The organism is Asticcacaulis sp. SL142 (assembly GCF_026625745.1).
GTDB lineage: Bacteria > Pseudomonadota > Alphaproteobacteria > Caulobacterales > Caulobacteraceae > Asticcacaulis.
In genome coordinates this window covers 1,708,473-1,725,736 of the sequence record NZ_CP113061.1, presented here as the reverse complement: position 1 = coordinate 1,725,736, position 17,264 = coordinate 1,708,473, and the positions used below count along the sequence as shown (strand labels likewise).

Below are 17,264 nucleotides of genomic sequence, written 5' to 3'. Positions count from 1 at the left end.
CAGCAATGGTACGCAAGCAAAATAAAGCATTCCGCTTATGCTGCGTGCTACTGGCGTGTCATTTTGCACTAGCCCAATCTCAAGAAAAGTCGGTGGCAAGCCATCCTGTTCTACGACGTCTACAATTGCTGAAGACCAGCCTCAATCATCGGGTTTCCAATCGACCTTATTCGGTTTTATCTACGGAAACCGGATCTATCCATATTTCGAGAAAGGCATTTTCACCGCTTTTGTAGATCGGGCTGAAATCCTTTACCAGAAGTTCCGGAGCGTTCGGATCGCTTTGTCGCAAGATGGCGGTCGCCTTCTTAGCCAAATCTTGCGCTGCAGCCCTTTGACCCTTGTTGAAATAGCGGACTTCACGCAGGCCGCGGGCCTGAAGCAACTGTTGCCCCTTCGTCTTTGGAAATGCTTTACGCAGCTCCGCGACAAGTGCACTGATCTCGCGGCTGTCACCAGGCGGATATTGGACGTAAACGCCCGGGGTCTTTACCGGCGGCAGGTGATCTTCGATCGCCATAGGCACGACTGAAACCTTCAGCCAGTATTGTCGGCCTGACGGTCGGTCATAGGGTACTGGCCCGTCCTTGGCGTAAACGAGGGAGCCCTGGTTTATAAGAGCAATCGGCGTCGCCGACGCATAGTTGGTAGCCGACGCCGGCGACGCCGTGCGAAGCCACACATTGTAATACAGTTTGTAGATCTGGTTCGGCTTTACCGTGGCGGGATCGACGAAGCGTCCGGTTGTCACATCAACCAGTACCGAATTGCCCGTCGCCCCGATCCACATGCTCCCACTGATAGAGTCGGCATCTGCCGCCGTGGCATTTTCGGAGGTTTGCGCGCTTTCGATTTCGGCGACGATCTTCTGTGCGTCGCGCTGCGACAGCTTTCCCTGTTGTAATGTGACTGGCGCACCGACAACCGGGATATCGCCGTCCACAGCCGCAGACGATGCGACTTCGTTATTCGTTTGCGTCACCGCGTCCGAAGCGCTGTTGTCGATGTACCAGCGGCCACCCGCTATCAGTACGGTGAGTGTAGCGAAAATCGAGACGGCGGCTATGTTGCGGGTCTGACTCTTCGAGCGCTGATGTGCAGTCTCTGCGGCATTGCTGGCCTTGACGAATTCCTCAAGGTGAGCGTTTTGAGAATGCCGCGCCAGAACCTCCCTGGCCGTCTCCAGCGCCTTGCCGCTCAGCAAGTAGCCTTTGTCGCGATCCGACTCCAGCCACCGCTTCGCGAGGCCCTCCTGCTGCCCCAGAATATCGGTTTCCGAAGGTGGCCGCTCAAGCCACGTCTTCAATAACGGCCAATACCGCGCCAGCAAGCCGGAGGCCAGTTCGAACCGGTCTTCACCACCTTTTCCCGCTACCGTACGGCGCAGGATGTCGGCGCCAACCAGCGCCTTCATGAGGCCGACGTGGGCGTTTTTGCCCAGCCTGTCGTTGATCTGCTTCAAGGTCAGCGATACGGTGCCGTTCCGGTCTTCTGCCGCCGCTACGACGCAGACGATCGCCCAAGCATCCTCCTGTTTACTCGCGGGCAAGCTATCGAAGGCCGCCTGGGCATGGGAGGCCCAGACATTCCCGGCTTGAGACTCCATATTTTCGTCAAAATCGGTCAGCTCAACAAGGTGCGGATAGGTCTTTTTGTCGGGTATGGTTGCGATCCGCGCCGTCCAATAATCGATCATGCCTTGGACGATGTTCTGTTCGGCCGGACTGCGTATCCAAGCGCCAGCTTTCGCGGCCCGCAACCGGAAAGCGTCGGCGATCACAAGCTGATGATAGGGAGCCAGCTTCTGGCATTTCCGCATCAGCTTGAAATGTTCGGCGCGCAGGTCGCCGGCCACGGGCCAATCGCTGACCTTCGCCGGCTGCCGTGTCTCAGCCACCGTCATTGCCGGTCCTCCAAAAATGTGCCAAGCGGCGTGCTCCACATGGTCATCTCGCCGCAGACGGTTAACAGGCGATCGTCAATGCCCTGAAACTTCATTCGGCAGGCATTTATGTAGAAACTGAGGGCAAAGCGCATGTCCCTCGTAAACGGCGCCGGAGGCGACGGCATGAGCGCCTCGAACTCCTGCTTGCGCGAACCCATCGTCTTCAGCATCAGCTCATCGTCGTCCTCACGAGTCACTGAGACCACCTTTCTGCTGAGATCGGCCCAGTCATGTTCGAAGCCGGCTGTTGTTTCGCCCTGGCGTCCAAGATATTGCGTCGAGATATGCCAGAATTCGTTGTCCACGGCCTGCCAGTCGGCATGTTTTTGCAGCAGATTTCGCCACTGCGTATCCAATCCGTCGAGCGCGATTTCGGCGGCGGCCAGCCGCTCGTGAAGTACATCTCCCGGATTGGTGTCCTGCCGAACCTGCTTCATCAGGTCCCGTATTTCGAGGATCGGCAGGCTGCGCGCTTTATCGCACAGGCTGTTGGCCAGCAATCCCATGTAATATTGCAGCCACGACTCCACTTTTCCTAGCCAGCTCATTAGTTGGCCGTGAAGGGAATCGGAACCCGAGCGCTGGTCAAGTTTGTCAAACCGCTCGATCAGCGCCGTCAAGGCTGGCGAAATCTGGGTCTCGTGCCCCTTAACCCGCAGCGGAGATTTGCGCGCAATCCCGTCCAGCGTTTTCTGGCTGGGTCTCAATCCCTCGACCAGTTCCTTGATCCTGTTGATGTCAAGTACACGCTGGTCCGCTAGCAGTATCTCGTCGCGCAGTTGCCCGAAGATTGTTATCTGGACGATATGAAGGACATTATGGAGGTCTTTATGAAATTCTAGTTCGTCAATTTTCTGCGCCGCGTCCGTCATCCACACAGCTCCTACGACAAGCGCCTTTGCCGCCGGCGTGTTTTTGATCAGATCAAGCGCCAGGGTCGCAGCCGTTGCCTGTTCGAGAAAAGTTCCCTGCTGCAACGCCTTTTCATGTTCAGCTGCAGAAACATGGCAATAGATATCCGGACAGTTGTCGCTCACCCAGGCGCGAAGTTCAGCATTGGCGGGCAGTGCCTTATAGACGGCATCGACGAACGCGTCGAACTTCCCCATGTTGGTGACTTTGGTAATCAGCGCATCCAGTTCGTCTTCCAATGGCCCGTCAGGGACATAATAGTGAAGGCCGAAGCCCATTTCCTTTTGCAGGAGGGTATCCAGCTTCCGACCTCCGTGCCAATCGCCGAAGGCTCTCAGCAGTATGGCGTGGAATATCTTCAGTATTTCCGGTGTCATCAAAGTGAAGTCAGGAGAATGTTGTTGGCCTCGAGCTCGCGTGCGATGCGCCACAACGGAACGGATTGGTTGTATATTGGATCGTTCGCCGGGTCGGCCGCGTGATGCAGTCCGATTAGGTCAAGGTTGGCGGCAAACAGGGGGGCGCCCGAAGAGCCGTGGTCGGTCGTCACGTCATAACGATAACGCAGGCCGTTTCCGGGAAATTCGGTAACGACGCCCCAAGCTAGGCCGAGAAACGCGCCCTTGGCGTGCTGAAGGACGGTAACGACATCCTCGCGCATGACGACCGGCGGTTCCGTCGAGAGCGCTAGTGGGATGCGCGATGCGTTCATCGGACTATCGAGCACAAGCAGCGCGTAGTCGAGTTCCTTGTCCGTCGGCTGCCCCTTTGCGCCGAGGTCGCTATCGGAATAAGGGCTCCAGTCACGCAGCCAATTATCTCGCCTCAGTTTGACGGGCGTTCCCTTCGGGTCTGCGCCGGGCTCGGCATTCCAGTAGTCGAAACGGCAGGTGACAACGTTGCCGGGCGGTAGGTTCGCCTGCAGCTTCTCAACGACGTGGTAATTGGTCATTACCGTGTTTGGGCCTATCAAAAAGCCGGTTCCCTTCGACACGGGAGTCTCGACCCGGCAGATCGCCGAGCCGATGACTTTGAGCTTTTCCAGAAACGCGCCAAAATTTATCAGCTGCGACCGCGGGTTTACCATCGCCTCTAGCGACGCCGGTACACCCTTGGCTGAGGACGCGATCATGTTGCGTGTCGTCTGCGGCTGGTTCAGCGCGGCGGCAGGACTGGGCAGCAGGCGTTGCGCCGCCTCCTTTAGCTTTGGATTGCCCGGGGTCTCCCTCCATAGCATGGCCAGCAGGTCGAGCGCGCGCCCCTTGCTGTGGGCCCATTCGACCAGACCGTCGATGATTTCCAAGTAGGGTGCGGGCAGGGCCACAACGTCCCCAAGTTGCAGCCCCCAGTTCTGCGACAAGGCGACCTGGAGGGATCCTTGCCGGCTATAGGCGCGGTGGATAGCTTCCTTAATATCTGTGAGGTCTTCGGTGCTCAGGTTGGGATCGTCGATCATTGCGTCACCCCGGCACGACGCGCCTCTGCCAGTTGCTTTATGGCGGCAATATCCAGGTCTTCGGCCGCAATCCTAGCGGCATCGGCCTTCAAGCTGGCTGCGTCGAAGGGTTCGGCGGGAAGGGAGACCGTTGCGATATCCACAAAGTTTCCCTCCAGTCCCATCGCTTCCAGCGCGCTCCTGACCGGAGCCTGCGTCCAGCGGGGGCCGAAGCGGTAGACGGCATAGAACATCGTCTTGGCCCGCATCATGCCGACGCCGCTGCACCGCATCCCCCCATAGAACATCTCGTGTGTCGCCTGCCACGTCCGCGTTTTTTCGTCGCAATAATAGTCGTGGATGATGGAGGCGTTGCGGTACTGCCCCTCGAAAGGGCCGCCGGTAACCGACCACAAAAAGTTCGGGATAGAGGCGCCATCGACGATGGTTTCCGCCGGCACTGGCCATTCCAATCCGGCGTCGTCGACAAAAGCATAGGGACTTTTCAGTTGCATATGACGGCCGTCCGAGAGCCACAATGTGACCGGCTGTCCCTCGTAGCGGCCGAAGGCTCCCGCCTCCAACGCCTCCAAGGTCGACCCTGCTGTCCAGGCTAGGGCCTGAGGACGCAGGATAGCAACGCGGTCCCGGCGGCGCGTGACCGGCCGGATGCGGACGCAGGCGCCTTGCTGGCGGGCGATTTCCGGCGTGACGGTCGTCCGTCCGCCCCCGCCAGCCTCCAGCATGTTGCCATCGTCCCAACACAAGGCAACGTGCGTGACCGCCGAAGCGGAACCGAAAAAGACGATGTCGCCAATTGTACTCTCTGCTAGGGTGACGGCTGAAGCCCGGTTCTGCGCCGCGAAGTAGCGGTATAGCCCTTCGGCCGTCTGGTCGCCGGGCGGGTCGAGATTGAGTTTGGACAGCGCCCATTGCACAAAGCCGGAGCAATCGTAGCCGACGGGTCCGCTGCCGCCCCAGATATATGGCTTATCCAATTCGCCTTCGCAGGCGGCCCGAAAAACCGATTTACTGACCATTGCCCGCACCCTCCTTAGCGGGCACCAGCAATGCGTTGGTGATATTCTTGATCAGTGCGTCGCGCTGTGATGTCAGCGCCGCTCGCCCGGCCGTATCCGTCGCCGGCAGGGCATCCAATTTCTTCTGCACATCGTCGGCCTTTTGCCGGTATGCCATTTCCGACGCCAGTTTTAATCCATCGACGACGGCCTCTATCGTTGCCGTTCCGCCCTCCTGCATGTTGAAAAAACGTTTTATGATCGCGGCGCTGGCCACCGTAGGGGCGAAGTTGGCCAGATTCGGACGGGGCTTGCCATCGAGGCTGATCACGGCATAGGGTTCATCGCCATTGTACGGCTTTTTCGACCCGCTTTCCACAATGCCGAGCCGCTCGTCATACTCGAATCCCGCAGAAAGGCTTGGATCACGGCTCAGAATTCGGAATTCTGCGACGGCGGTACTGGTCCCAGGGCGGTCGAAATTGATGGACTCGGTTATTGAGAATTCGGACTTACCGTCGAACAGGGCATCACCCAGCCCGGCGGTTAACTTGATCAGTTCTCCTGCGCCCATTAGCAGGCCGGCATTTGGCAGCATCAGTGGAATTTCACCGACTTTCTGCAACGCCGATCCCAGTTGCGCCAGCAATGCGCCGGGGAAATTATCGACCGCGAACTCGATTCCTAGAACCAGCGAATCGCTCACGACGGCCGGTGAGTATGCGATGACCGGTGTGCCGTCGTTGAACGGACTCGGCATATTTAGGTGGGACCGGGAAGCAATGTTCGGGGCGAGGAAATTCAACGCACGTGAGGTCGCTGCAAATATCGAATAATCCTTAAGCCCCGATACGACGGCAACGTCCTTCGCTTTGTCGAACAAGCCGGCCTTTGGATATTTACCCGTGTAAACGTGGCGGAGTTCAATCGTCAGTGGCAGCCCAAAGCCGATTTGTGTAAATGCGGCAAGTGGCGTCGTATCGAGTGCTTCCAGTGCGCGGAATTGCCCCGCCGTATTGGCGTCGTTGAAAATCTTGTTGTTAACAATCCTAAAGACGGCCATCCAGATTCCCCTAGTCTAAATGTGAGGACGTTCTGCGTGTGAAAACGTCACATGATTGGAAAACGCCGATTTGTAGCTTGAACGCCATCAAGCGTGGGTCTTTGATTTCCTAATTCACTATACAGCCGCCGCTTCCAGCGTCGCCGGTATATGAAAGGGGATCAAAAATTACGCGAAAAAAACTATGGAACAAAGATATTGACACGACCCGGACAATCGAACTTTTTCGGGCTCACAAGAGCAAGGGTACAACACAATCAGGAGGATAGGCACAACACAATCAAGGATAGATTTCCACTCTTTTTCATCCTGATCTTTCTTAGGTGGAAAAGTGTTGTTATTGCGCAACGGCCTTATCACATCTTACCGCTCCGGCCCCATGAGGTTGGGCTGATTGGGGAGGGAGTGCGCCGCTTTACAAGCGGGCCGCCCTTCAGAATGAGGCGGTTCCGATATTTTGGCAATTGGGGAAGCGGAACACAAACGGTGAGCCACGGCCCCCACCGTTTGGTTCGAGTTGGCTTCATACCACGGCCTTGCATCCCGCCAGCAAGCCCGCGACGCGAGGGGTTTGGTCTCCGAGCCGGCGTGCCTTCAAGGCGTAGTCATAACAGCGTTTACGCGCTTCCTCTTTATCTGCTCCCGCCGAGAGTGACCGGGCTTCAGCAAAAGCACGAGCATTTACCGCACTTGCAAGCACATTGGCGGCCGAACACCGAGGGGCTTCGGCCAACGCATCGCTGACAAGTGGAGCTACGGAGTCGGCCGATGCCGAGATAAGCATCTCTTCACCACGGCGGACCTCCTGAAAAACGGTAGTCGTACAGCCGCCGAGCATTGCGGTCACATGATTAGTTGAGGCGGTGAAAGTTGCGCCAAGCAGCACCCCGATGAGGGCAGACACAAGATTTACAATAATCGGCCAGAGAACTTGGCTTTTGACGTTTGTGGGTTGAGACATCGAAACAATCCTTTCTAGGCTGATTTCGATGTCGGATTATTCACACTAACGTTTTGAATACAAAAGAATTTTCCTTACGTTTCCGATAAGTGGCCTTGGTTCGTGTTCGCTTTAACCAAATCCACCAAAAAGCAATGCGGTCTTCTTCGATTCATTCGAATTGACATTTTGCCTAAAAACTGGTGCCGAATCATAGCTTTGCAACATCGTCCCAATGTGGTACGGTTTGCTTTGGATTGATTTTGTTTGATTTGATTTTTATCGATTGCAAGCGAAACGATTGAGATGGCTAGACACCGATTCTCTCTACTTTTTTTAGTGCAGAAAGCTTTATAGAAGGTTAACGTTCGTGACAAAGGGGGAGGGGCTTCGGGAGGATGTGAGCTATCAGGAGGCCGTGCGCCTGCTAAATAGCTTCTTGGCCGCTACGCCAAAGCTCCTTCAAATCGTAGCGAAGCATAACCCGGATCACGCGGAAACCTTCTCGAGCGCAATACAACTCTTGCCGTTTAACCAAAGGTCCGTGAGCGATATCCAAGGGCTGGTCGGCTACGGTCACGTAAAGTCGGAGCCGGCTGTTGTCAATGATCATGACGACTTGCCGCATCGCGAGCCTGTTCCACGCATGGTGTTCGATTTTTGTGCACTGCTTTTTCTTACGCTGCGAAAAGTCCACACGACCAAGAAGCAAATATGGACAGCAATGATAACGGCGGGCTTGGATGTTGGTGAATATGCGACCTGCGCCCAACGTCTGGCGACTAATCTGAAAGAGCAAAAATATATTTATTGGCCGCCAAAGGGACACAACGGCGCCGTCACTATGACGGAATCTGGCAAGAAATACTTGGCCGAACTGACGGCGCCCGGTGAAAGGGGCCTAGGTGAGGAATTGGTGGCGTATTATAAAGAGGTCATCGAGGAACATGTTCAGGCACTGGCGAAAGCGCCAATTCAGCGGGCGCGCCCTGTACGCTGACAGCGTCTGCTAAGTTGCCGGTGTAAAATAAACGCACTTGAAATTAGACCACGGCCCGATTGATCTACGCTTAGATCGCCGGAATGAAATTTGTGCACCAAGCCGCAATAAAGGCGGCTGCCTCGCTCAGTGTTGATTTCAGGAAAAAGTTGTCTACCGGAGGGCTGCCATGAATCATACACCGGCCCTAGGTAGACATTCGCCATCTGCGATGTCACTGGATCGAAGAGTTGAGCGTTTTGTATTTTATGGATTCTAAATCTCGATGCTTGCCTCAATATCGGATCAGTACAAGGGGGGGCACCACGAATTGCCAAAAGAGAAACAGAACCGAGTCAATGAAATAGCGAACGAGTCCGCAATTTAGGCAATTATGGAACTAACTTCGGATAACAGCAGAGGAGAAAGTCCTAGTGAATTCGGCGGCCTAGACCGTAGCCATTGAAGCGCGGCTTGTGCGTCTAGGTCCTTGCGTGCGGACAGATCGTTCAGTTTCATAGCTGTGACTCGTGATAGTCCCAGAGAGATAAAGCTGATCATAGTTCGGTCAGAGGCGCCTACCTCAAGATACAGAGGTAGTGAAGGAATACTTGAGGCTAAAGATACCAAACCTGCTGAATCCAAAGCGTATACTAGTAGGGCGTTGTAACAGCCAAACAATCTTACAGCTTGAAAACGGATTGCTGTTTCAACGAGCGTTAGGCTATCACGTATCACTGTTTGAACAATCTTTTTTGTCTCTCTGGCAATCTGACCGTCAATAATCTGGGGAAGCGGCATGCCGCGCATCCATCTCAGCGCAATTAACGCATGAAACCTGTGCAGATTTTTTGACGTATCTAGCCCAAGGACAATATCGTAGCAAATCGCCAAAATGGCCGCGTAGGAATCATACGCTTCACTTTCTCTGGGATGCCGAGGTATCAGAGTCTTGGCCGCATCTTCGCCAAGTTCGATCTTAGCTCGCAAGTATTCAAACATTCTTTGCTGTTTATGGGCCGAAATATTCGGGGTACGTCTCACAATTTCCGCTGGCAAGGTGACTCGCAAATCCGCATCGCCAAGCGCGCTAGTCAAGGCGATGGCTTCGGCACCACCTTCCAAAATTCCTATGCGATTTAGGGTCGTTTGAAGGTCGCCACGTTTCAAGTCAGAATAGAGCCTTACAAATGCTGTTTCCAAACCGGCCCGGTCTGAGCCGCGCATTTTGACGTCGTCAGATATGACGGTAAAAAGCTGAGCTGAATCGAACTTGATGCTTTTTTCGATTGCCGGCATGATGACGGCGTCTTTAGGTCCGTCCAAAGGCTTTTTCTTCCAGACGTCATAATCAATAAGAAAAATATTGCCTTGAAATTCCCGTCTTAGACGCCCTGCGCGACCGGCTAAGTTCCAGAAATCAGTTGATTCAAGAGGATGTGTCTTGCCCTTCTCCGGGGTACACATAAAAATATTCCTCGCGGGCAGGTTCACGCCCTGTAGAAGTGTGCTCGTGCAGACAAGATAATTTATGTCGCCACTCACGACTGCGGCCTCTACTGCCAAGCGTAATTGCGTTGGCATATTGGCATAGTGGAAAGCGACCCCGTGCTTCACACATTCGGCGAGGACGTAATTAGGATGCACTGCCTCTTTCGCTAAATCTGAAAGATCAATATGTACGGAGTTGCTTTCCACTTCGGAGAAAAGGTCGGCGAGTTGAACCGCGATCTTTTCTGCATCCGCGGCGCCATTCGCGTAGACAATATTTGACTGCCCAGCGCCTAAAATCGCAGAAATATGGACTAACTTGTCAACTCGGCTTGCGAGTGTACGATCAAGCTCAAGGCGCAACACTTCAGCAATTGGCGCCGTGCCGTCGCCAACCGTGTGAACGCTGATTTTTCCTTTAGTCGCAGCTTCTACTTTCACAATCAGGAAATTTTGGGCAACAGTTGGCTCAACTGATCTAAATTCTAAGACGTCAGCAAGGCCAAATAGCCGTCCGAAAAGTTCAAGGTTTTTGATCGCCGGGCTTGCAAATAATATTTGAAGGCTAGGGGATCTGGTGAGCAGGTCGTCTATCACCCATTGTAATAAAACGCCGCGAGAGTCGTCCGCGATAGAATGAGCCTCATCAACGATCACAACGCCGGCGCTGAAATCAGGAAACGTGCTCAATGAAAGTTGAACTCGCTCCTGCGTCATTACGTAGATAGCGCGGAATGGAAGTTTAGTTTCAGGATCGCCTGGCACTGTTACAATTTCTGGCATATCGGACCCAAGCTTTTTTAGGTGTTCGCCAAGGTCGTTAGCGACTTGAGCAATCAATGCGCGCGTCGGGACGATATAAATAACAATCTGAGGGCTGGGATCTGTAAAAAGTGCCGAGATGTACCGCTGAAGTACAAATGATTTACCAGCGGAAGTGGGCGCCGCCAAAGCCACTCTTTTTTTGGCCTTCAGGCTCGTCCACAGCTGGTTCTGAAATTCAGTCAGATGAAATACTTCACCACCTATCACGAGTTTTGATAGATCAGTTTGACGAATTTCTTCCGTGAGCAAACTTAGTGGGAGATGGGCATCCGCGACTTTTACGTCAGTTCTTGTGCCGATCGAAGGGTAATTCCCTAGGCGGGCTAAAACTACGCGAAGAGCTTGGTCCAGAGGGAGGTGGTTCGAGCCAAACAGCTCATATACCCAAGTGGCCGCCCGAAATGCTGCTCTTCTGTGCTGTTGATCTTCAGAGCAGGCCAGTATCGCCGCTGCGCCAATGAGCTTTTGAACGTGCGCCGATTTTTCGTCAATCTCAACTGGCGACCCAAGCTCACGTTTCAGCCAGGTATGTTCGATTTGACGCAAGGCTGAATGGAAGGCCGGATTTTGCCAGACCTTGTTGGAGAGTTCCTGGATCATGGGGGCCACCCAATTTTACTCTGAAAAAAGTCCCGAAACTCAGCGACTGACGGCACCGGAAATAAAAACAATTCTATTGGTTGAGCCGCTAACCCAGCCGTGTTGACTGCGTCAGCAAGTTTTGGCGCCAATTTTGACAATTCGTCTTTTGCCAAGCTTGTAAATTTAGCTTCGGCGTCATTGCCATCAGCGGCCGATATTTTTTTAAAGCCGTCAAAGTCGAACCCAATTAGGCAGGTAATAATATTGTTTCGCTGGTTTGAAGCTTCGTCGAACGGGTCGAGGTAACTTAGGACAGCGGCTCTACCGATGTCATCAAGGCCAGAAAATGAGATGTTGCGTTGTACCAGCTCCAACTCGTATTTTAGTTTTTCTGGCTGCAAGGACTCAGTGATCGAAGTAATAGCAGCCGTTAATGCTGAGCCAACATCTTTATATAGCTTTGACTCGCCCCAATACAGCATAAGCTGTGATGTATCGTGACAGTACTTCACATGGACGCCGTCGGCTCCGTGTACTGGCATCTCTGTATTCGTCTTCAGAGACATTTTTGCAATTAGTTGTGGCGCACCCAATATCCAGTCGGTTAACAGGTGCAGTAAAAGTTCTCCTGCTTCCCCGTTTCGGTTGGTTTTGATATTAGCACGCTTAAATAAATCTCTCGCCGACTCAGATAGTTGTGACCATTTAAGCTCATAGTCTTCTGCACTAATTTTCCCGTATTGTGCTCGAACTTCTTCAAGGGTTGATCTCGGCAGGCAAAACTGGGGCAAGAAGAGGTAAATGGTCTCTACCAGATCATGGATCGTAGCAGCGCCTTGGCGAAAAGACGGGAAATTAAGTCTTAGCGTCACCCCCTTACATTCAGTTGTCACGGAATGGTCCAAACATCGAATCCGGGGCGAAAGCTTAGCGTAGTCCCTACGGGACATGGCTGATATCAATTCATTCAGGTCGAATTTATCAGTCTCTGCATTTGGTTCGTTCGCCAATTTCGCCTGCTTAAACAGTTATTTTTCTGATTGTGTCGATCAACAATGTAAATATAAGTAGAAAATATAAAAAAGGGAAGAGCTATGCGAAGGAAGCGAAATGGGACGGACCAACCCTATTGATTTAGGTGTAATAAGCTTTGAAAAGCAAGGCGACGCGATTGCGCATTTTCGGTCTATGCTCCGGAAATACAAGCCGGGCGATCGCGTAGATGATTCTGATGCCATAGAGCTGGCGGAGCTGCTTAAGCGCCATCCAGAATACAGTTTAAAGCTTGGGGCGGGCATTGAGCACTTTGGTGTTGAGGCTGCGGAATACAACACCCAGTGCTTTAATTTAGTCAGAACAGATGGCTCAAGAGACCGGTTTTCGTTTCAGAGCTGTGTTAGCGGGAGAGCCCGTTAAAGTTCGGCCCCGCTACGGCGGAGTCACGTCTTTACGGTTTCATCACTGAGTCGGCTAATGTTTCTGTCTGCCCAGCTTCGGCAATTAGGTAAGATATTTTCCATCTATCGGCGGTACAAAGTCTTCGGGGCAACGCCACTTCCGCTGCGCTCCCTATTTCTGAAGCACTTTAAATTGCGGAGACGGCGTGAATATTAAATGGGACGATGTTTTCGATAATTGCGCTGTTAAAACAGTTTCACCTACCGACAAAAGTAAAGGAGCCTACCTCCCGAACCTAGGCCAGAAGGCAGCCATCCACGCAGCGGGTCTTTCGCCGTCGGCAGCGCGGCCGAGAGAAGAGTTCTCCATCACCGTGTTGCTTGACGAAGCACGAGACGCAGTTAAGGCGTCATACTATTATTCGGAGCGAACTGGTGCCGGGCGCACCCCGGAACCTCGGATGGGTCATGAAATCATAAGTGCTTGGCTCAACGTTGGGGATGAGGTGGTTATCGGAAATATCGGATCACAGCTATTCGCCGTTAAAGCCTTATCAAAGGCTGCAACCAATGCCGAATTCGTAAAAGCATTGGCTAAGGGGGTAAGCAGAGGTGCTCTTTTCAAACGCGCGCAAGCTGCGATTGGTCCCGCCCCCACTAGAATGACGCAGCGCACTGAGTTCGTTCGCAATCCATTCGTTGTTGCCGCCGCACTTGTTAGATCGGAGAATAAGTGCGAGGCGCCCGGATGTTCACGCGAGCTATTTGTACGCAGTGACGGCAGGCCTTACTTGGAAGTTCATCATGTTACGCCGCTCGGAGAAGGAGGTGATGACACATTAAAGAACGCTGCTGCATTGTGTCCGCACTGTCATCGTGAACTTCACTTTGGCGTAAACAGGCTAGTTCAAAGAGCCGCCCTTGCCAATCGAATTGCAAGTCTGACTGCTGACTCTACCTAGTGTGAATACGGCCCATAATTGCGAACAGCTACACACTGTCTAACTTAGCAAAACCTCTTCATTTTGGTGATAAACGTCAACGATTTGAGCGTGCTTTATGCGAAATTGGCTACGTCGCTTGATTGCTGGGTGCAATGACGATGCGTTTTCTATCTTTACGGCAGGGTCGTAATAGATCTTGCCGGAAGCCAGTGCCTTTATAAACAATATAAAGTCCGTTTGTTCGCAGAGCAACACCTTCGCCCCATAAGCATATTCTGGTGGAGGTTCGTGAAACAGGCAAGGAAGGTAGGCGGCTTGGGCGTGCTTTCGATTCCAGTGTTGCATTATGCCTTTGAAACTCCAGGACGCCGCCATTTCGTCGGTGCGTGACATGAGGTTGATGCTTCCTTCCATGTCTGTAATTTTGCCAGTCTGGACGTCGTAACCGTCGAGGGTCATTTTTAGGCCAGTGTCAGCATGGAAGTCTTTGTCGCAGGTATAAATGCCGCCGAAATTAAACCGGTCAGCCTTGCCGCTCTTGTCGGCATATCCAAACCGGCGCAGAAATTCTGCCACACCTTCGTCTTTGTAGGTTCCCCCATTTGGCTCAGGCGTCATAAGTGTCACGGGGGTCTTGGCGCGATAAGTCTGGAAATCGGTGACACTGTATTGTTTGATTTCCCACCCCATGAAATCAGGTTCCGAGTAACCGTTAGGCGATATGCCAAGTTCAGCTTCGAGGGTATAGCCGCCGGCATTCCTGGCCGCGTAGGGCAGCTTTCTGCCGTCTCTGCTTAATTTCTGCGATGCAATCCATTTGAGCGCGTGTATCCGTCGAAGCTCCGCCAGCAATATCGATTTTGGATTTTGTGTAACGTCCGCGCTTGCTGGCAGTTCCAGAAAGACACCAAGGCTTTCCCACTGGCGGCTGTTGAGTTCCACGGCTACTGGGCTGTCGGCCTTGACGGCAAAGCCAAGAACTTCCCGCCGGGCTGTCACGCCAATGAATAGAACACGGCCAGGGTCGCGGACGCGCATGATTTCACTTGGCGCCTGCTTACAGCGCTTCAATAAGCCCGACATCCGGACTTCCGGATATTTAGGATACAGGATAAGTTGAGCCTCGGGGGCAGGGTGCTTTCCATCCTGATCCACCCAGAAGAAATTCAGGCTCGCTTTGCCGCGGTCGCGGACACTTCCTGCGGCCTCTTCGCTATCGGTGTAGATATCGTTGTGAGGTATAATATTGAGGACTGAAAAGTCGCCGCCAAGGTACACTTGGTTTTTAGAGTTGTCGTTTGGCGACAGTTTCTTTGCATATATCCTCGTCGCTCCGTGATGGAGCATGAGGCTTAAAAGCTGGGAAAGTGAATCAACCAAGATCTGAGCCCCGGATATTTATTGAATCGTTTCCGGACCTTAGCCAATCATCCAGAAGCTGTATAGCTTTCTGGTCGGGAAGTCTTCTGCGGCCTTTAAGCGCACATTCCCATACCGTTGCGACACGCCAGCCAAGTGCGCCAAGTTGTACGAGATTGCGGGCATCATTTTCAGCATTTCGACCGATCTTTGCCTGCCAGAAGTCCTGCCGCGTGCCCGGTCATTTGAACATGTGACAGTCGTGGAGGTGCCAGAAGCAACCATTGATAAAAATGGCGGCCCGGTATTTAGGAAGAACTAAATCCGGTTTCCCCGGCAGGGTTTTATCATGAAGCCTGTATCTGTATCCGAGGCGATGAAGCCCTTTGCGAATCCGGAGTTCGGGTTTGGTGTCATGGCCCTTAATCGCTGCCATGTTCCGGCTGCGTGTTATGGCATCATGAACGTCCGCCAAATCAACCCGCCTCTTTAAACTGCTGTTGCTGCTGGCTTACCAGCATCTGGATATGGGGCTGCATGATACGGGCGACCTCGCAGAAGACGGGAACGGCTACCGAGTTGCCAAACTGCATGTAGGCTTGAGTATCTGACACAGGTATCCGGAAATCATCGCCATACCCCATCAGACGTGCGCATTCACGGGGCGTCAGGCGCCGTGGGTTTTTGCCTTCGCCACGGTTGATCAGTATTTCCGAGCCGTCTTTGTAATAACGGGCTGAAAGCGTGCGGGCGACATCGTCAGGCCCAACCAGCCCGAACCCAAAACCGTTGCCCGCTGCCTTATGTTTGGCGGCATATCCCTGTAGATATTCCCAAAGCTTGTCGGTCAGCGTGTACTTGTCGTTCACCCTGGCCTGCGCACCCACGGTATAAGGCTCTTCGGTATCTTCACTACCGTCTTCAGGATGCAAAATACGGCGCAGTTGCTGCGCGCTCTTTGCCGGCAGTTTCAGATCCTCCCAGTTGAAGGGGACGTTTTCACGGAACCCGACGATAACTATCCGTTCGCGGTGCTGGGGAACAAAATGGTTTGCGTCGATGACCTTGTGCCAGACATGATACCCTAGTTCCTCACGAAGGGTCTTCATGATGACTTCAAAGGTTCGTCCTTTGTCATGGCTTTTGAGATTTTTCACATTCTCCAGCATGAAAGCCGCCGGGCGTTTTTCATTCAGGATACGGGCAACGTCGAAAAACAGCGTGCCCTGAGCCTCATCAAGGAAACCATGGCTGCGGCCGAGTGAGTTTTTCTTCGATACACCGGCAATCGAAAACGGCTGACATGGAAAGCCGGCCACCAGCACGTCATGATCCGGAATGTCTTCGGTGCCAATCCGGGTGATATCGCCATTTATCGGGTGGTTGTCCCGAAAGTTGGTGGCGTAGGTCTGCTGAGCGTACTTGTTCCACTCCGAGGTGAAAACGCAGTGGCCCCCGATCGAATCGAAGCCTCTGCGCAGTCCGCCAATACCGGCAAACAGGTCTATAAACGTAAAGCGGCTGTTCAGCACTGTGACGTTCGTCGAGCCCTGAACCATGGCTCTGAGAAGCGATAGGGCGGCTTCACGGGGCGGCTGCTCGCCTCTTTCCCAACGATATACCTGCCTTGGACTATAACCCAGCTTATCGGCGAGCGCTTCTATGGTAATGCCTGCCTGAATCCTGAGTGAAGAAAAGTCCTGGTTTTGCATTAGGCACCGCTGTCGCTGGGAAGAGTTTTGACAAGGTGTCGTTGTTCGCCCCAGATATCAAGTGTGTTTCCGGTTCTGAACTGAAAAAATGTTTCCCTTATGTTCTTTTTGAGTTTTTTGTTTCCGCGTCGGGTGGATTTGGAACAGGTGGCCCTCAATATTGGGCGGATCTCAACTCGCGGTGAGATCTTCAACTGCGCCGATAACTATCCTTGTTTAAGCACTATGCTATTAAAAATACCAAGTCAGGCCCTGGTTTAGCTGCCGGATCTGTGGTACGTTCAGATGGTAGTTAAACGGGCTGAGTGGCGCCGCCGCCCTATACCTGCAGGGCTGCGATATTATTGTTAGAGGCTTAAATATGGGCGTTTCCGTAGACATTGCTGATCGTCTTTACGACTACACAGACGAAGAAAAGGCTGCTGAAGCGGTATCGGAATTTCAGTTCGAGACCGGACTTAGTGATGCAGAAGTCGTGGCACTTTGGGACATCGACGCTGACCCTCGCCGAAATGAGCTGGAACGCCGTATCTTTGAAGCGGTCGATGCCAACGGTAGTGTGAAGAGAGCGCAGGAGTCTGTTCCTGGCGGCGTGGCACTATTTATTGACGTTAAACACGCCGGTTAGTGCGGCCTTCTGAAGTTCGCGTCGAGTTCATCA

General features: G+C 53.1%; 15 protein-coding genes. 4 read left to right on the top strand and 11 right to left on the bottom strand.

The window, feature by feature from the left end; all coding sequences use genetic code 11:
• Window positions 1-166: 166 nt before the first annotated feature.
• From OVA03_RS07920 to OVA03_RS07895, 6 genes are all read right to left on the bottom strand, one after another.
• Window positions 167-1,903: a hypothetical protein gene (locus tag OVA03_RS07920; RefSeq protein ID WP_267527579.1), complete on the bottom strand. Its 1,737-nt coding sequence runs from the start codon at window positions 1,901-1,903 to the stop codon at window positions 167-169.
• Window positions 1,900-3,237 (bottom strand): hypothetical protein, encoded by a 1,338-nt coding sequence (locus tag OVA03_RS07915; protein ID WP_267527578.1) that lies wholly within the window; start codon window positions 3,235-3,237, stop codon window positions 1,900-1,902. Before OVA03_RS07915 ends, OVA03_RS07920 begins: the two co-directional genes overlap by 4 nt.
• Entirely contained in the window at window positions 3,234-4,313 is a 1,080-nt protein-coding gene (locus tag OVA03_RS07910; protein WP_267527577.1) for a trypsin-like peptidase domain-containing protein, read from the bottom strand. The genes OVA03_RS07915 and OVA03_RS07910 overlap by 4 nt, the downstream gene beginning before the upstream one ends.
• Window positions 4,310-5,332 carry a DUF1353 domain-containing protein gene (locus OVA03_RS07905; RefSeq protein ID WP_267527576.1) on the bottom strand — a complete coding sequence of 341 codons (1,023 nt, stop codon included), beginning with the start codon at window positions 5,330-5,332 and terminating at the stop codon, window positions 4,310-4,312. The genes OVA03_RS07910 and OVA03_RS07905 overlap by 4 nt, the downstream gene beginning before the upstream one ends.
• Window positions 5,322-6,374 carry a hypothetical protein gene (locus OVA03_RS07900; protein WP_267527575.1) on the bottom strand — a complete coding sequence of 351 codons (1,053 nt, stop codon included), beginning with the start codon at window positions 6,372-6,374 and terminating at the stop codon, window positions 5,322-5,324. Before OVA03_RS07900 ends, OVA03_RS07905 begins: the two co-directional genes overlap by 11 nt.
• A gap of 523 nt (window positions 6,375-6,897) precedes the next feature.
• Window positions 6,898-7,335, bottom strand: a complete 438-nt coding sequence (locus tag OVA03_RS07895) for a hypothetical protein (RefSeq protein WP_267527574.1) — start codon at window positions 7,333-7,335, stop codon at window positions 6,898-6,900.
• 379 nt (window positions 7,336-7,714) lie between these two features.
• Between OVA03_RS07895 and OVA03_RS07890 the strand changes: the two genes are divergently transcribed.
• Complete coding sequence (locus OVA03_RS07890; protein ID WP_267527573.1) at window positions 7,715-8,314, top strand: hypothetical protein; 600 nt, start codon at window positions 7,715-7,717, stop codon at window positions 8,312-8,314.
• 363 nt (window positions 8,315-8,677) lie between these two features.
• Here OVA03_RS07890 and OVA03_RS07885 read toward each other — a convergent pair whose 3' ends face one another.
• Window positions 8,678-11,209, bottom strand: coding sequence for a DEAD/DEAH box helicase (locus tag OVA03_RS07885; protein WP_267527572.1), 2,532 nt, complete (start codon window positions 11,207-11,209; stop codon window positions 8,678-8,680).
• Complete coding sequence (locus OVA03_RS07880) at window positions 11,206-12,084, bottom strand: DUF1837 domain-containing protein (protein WP_267527571.1); 879 nt, start codon at window positions 12,082-12,084, stop codon at window positions 11,206-11,208. Before OVA03_RS07880 ends, OVA03_RS07885 begins: the two co-directional genes overlap by 4 nt.
• A 217-nt stretch (window positions 12,085-12,301) precedes the next feature.
• Here OVA03_RS07880 and OVA03_RS07875 point away from each other — a divergent pair, with 217 nt between their 5' ends.
• On the top strand, window positions 12,302-12,607 hold the full coding sequence (locus OVA03_RS07875) for a DCL family protein (RefSeq protein WP_267527570.1): 306 nt from the start codon (window positions 12,302-12,304) through the stop codon (window positions 12,605-12,607).
• A gap of 187 nt (window positions 12,608-12,794) precedes the next feature.
• Window positions 12,795-13,550, top strand: a complete 756-nt coding sequence (locus OVA03_RS07870; protein ID WP_267527569.1) for an HNH endonuclease — start codon at window positions 12,795-12,797, stop codon at window positions 13,548-13,550.
• Between the two features lie 39 nt (window positions 13,551-13,589).
• Here OVA03_RS07870 and OVA03_RS07865 read toward each other — a convergent pair whose 3' ends face one another.
• The 3 genes from OVA03_RS07865 to dcm form a co-directional block, all read right to left on the bottom strand.
• Window positions 13,590-14,912, bottom strand: a complete 1,323-nt coding sequence (locus OVA03_RS07865) for an MvaI/BcnI family restriction endonuclease (RefSeq protein ID WP_267527568.1) — start codon at window positions 14,910-14,912, stop codon at window positions 13,590-13,592.
• 220 nt (window positions 14,913-15,132) lie between these two features.
• Entirely contained in the window at window positions 15,133-15,327 is a 195-nt protein-coding gene (locus OVA03_RS07860; protein WP_420710503.1) for a hypothetical protein, read from the bottom strand.
• A gap of 40 nt (window positions 15,328-15,367) precedes the next feature.
• Complete coding sequence (dcm, locus tag OVA03_RS07855) at window positions 15,368-16,603, bottom strand: DNA (cytosine-5-)-methyltransferase (RefSeq protein WP_324291041.1); 1,236 nt, start codon at window positions 16,601-16,603, stop codon at window positions 15,368-15,370.
• A gap of 361 nt (window positions 16,604-16,964) precedes the next feature.
• Here dcm and OVA03_RS07845 point away from each other — a divergent pair, with 361 nt between their 5' ends.
• Window positions 16,965-17,231 (top strand): hypothetical protein, encoded by a 267-nt coding sequence (locus tag OVA03_RS07845; protein ID WP_267527566.1) that lies wholly within the window; start codon window positions 16,965-16,967, stop codon window positions 17,229-17,231.
• Window positions 17,232-17,264 lie beyond the last annotated feature (33 nt).

Coding starts and splice junctions, on each gene's coding strand:
- OVA03_RS07920 (WP_267527579.1), bottom strand. CDS start 1,903: ATGACGGTGGCTGAGACACGGCAGCCGGCGAAGGTCAGCGATTGGCCC.
- OVA03_RS07910 (WP_267527577.1), bottom strand. CDS start 4,313: ATGATCGACGATCCCAACCTGAGCACCGAAGACCTCACAGATATTAAG.
- OVA03_RS07905 (WP_267527576.1), bottom strand. CDS start 5,332: ATGGTCAGTAAATCGGTTTTTCGGGCCGCCTGCGAAGGCGAATTGGAT.
- OVA03_RS07900 (WP_267527575.1), bottom strand. CDS start 6,374: ATGGCCGTCTTTAGGATTGTTAACAACAAGATTTTCAACGACGCCAAT.
- OVA03_RS07895 (WP_267527574.1), bottom strand. CDS start 7,335: ATGTCTCAACCCACAAACGTCAAAAGCCAAGTTCTCTGGCCGATTATT.
- OVA03_RS07885 (WP_267527572.1), bottom strand. CDS start 11,209: ATGATCCAGGAACTCTCCAACAAGGTCTGGCAAAATCCGGCCTTCCAT.
- OVA03_RS07875 (WP_267527570.1), top strand. CDS start 12,302: ATGGGACGGACCAACCCTATTGATTTAGGTGTAATAAGCTTTGAAAAG.
- OVA03_RS07860 (WP_420710503.1), bottom strand. CDS start 15,327: ATGGCAGCGATTAAGGGCCATGACACCAAACCCGAACTCCGGATTCGC.
- dcm (WP_324291041.1), bottom strand. CDS start 16,603: ATGCAAAACCAGGACTTTTCTTCACTCAGGATTCAGGCAGGCATTACC.
- OVA03_RS07845 (WP_267527566.1), top strand. CDS start 16,965: ATGGGCGTTTCCGTAGACATTGCTGATCGTCTTTACGACTACACAGAC.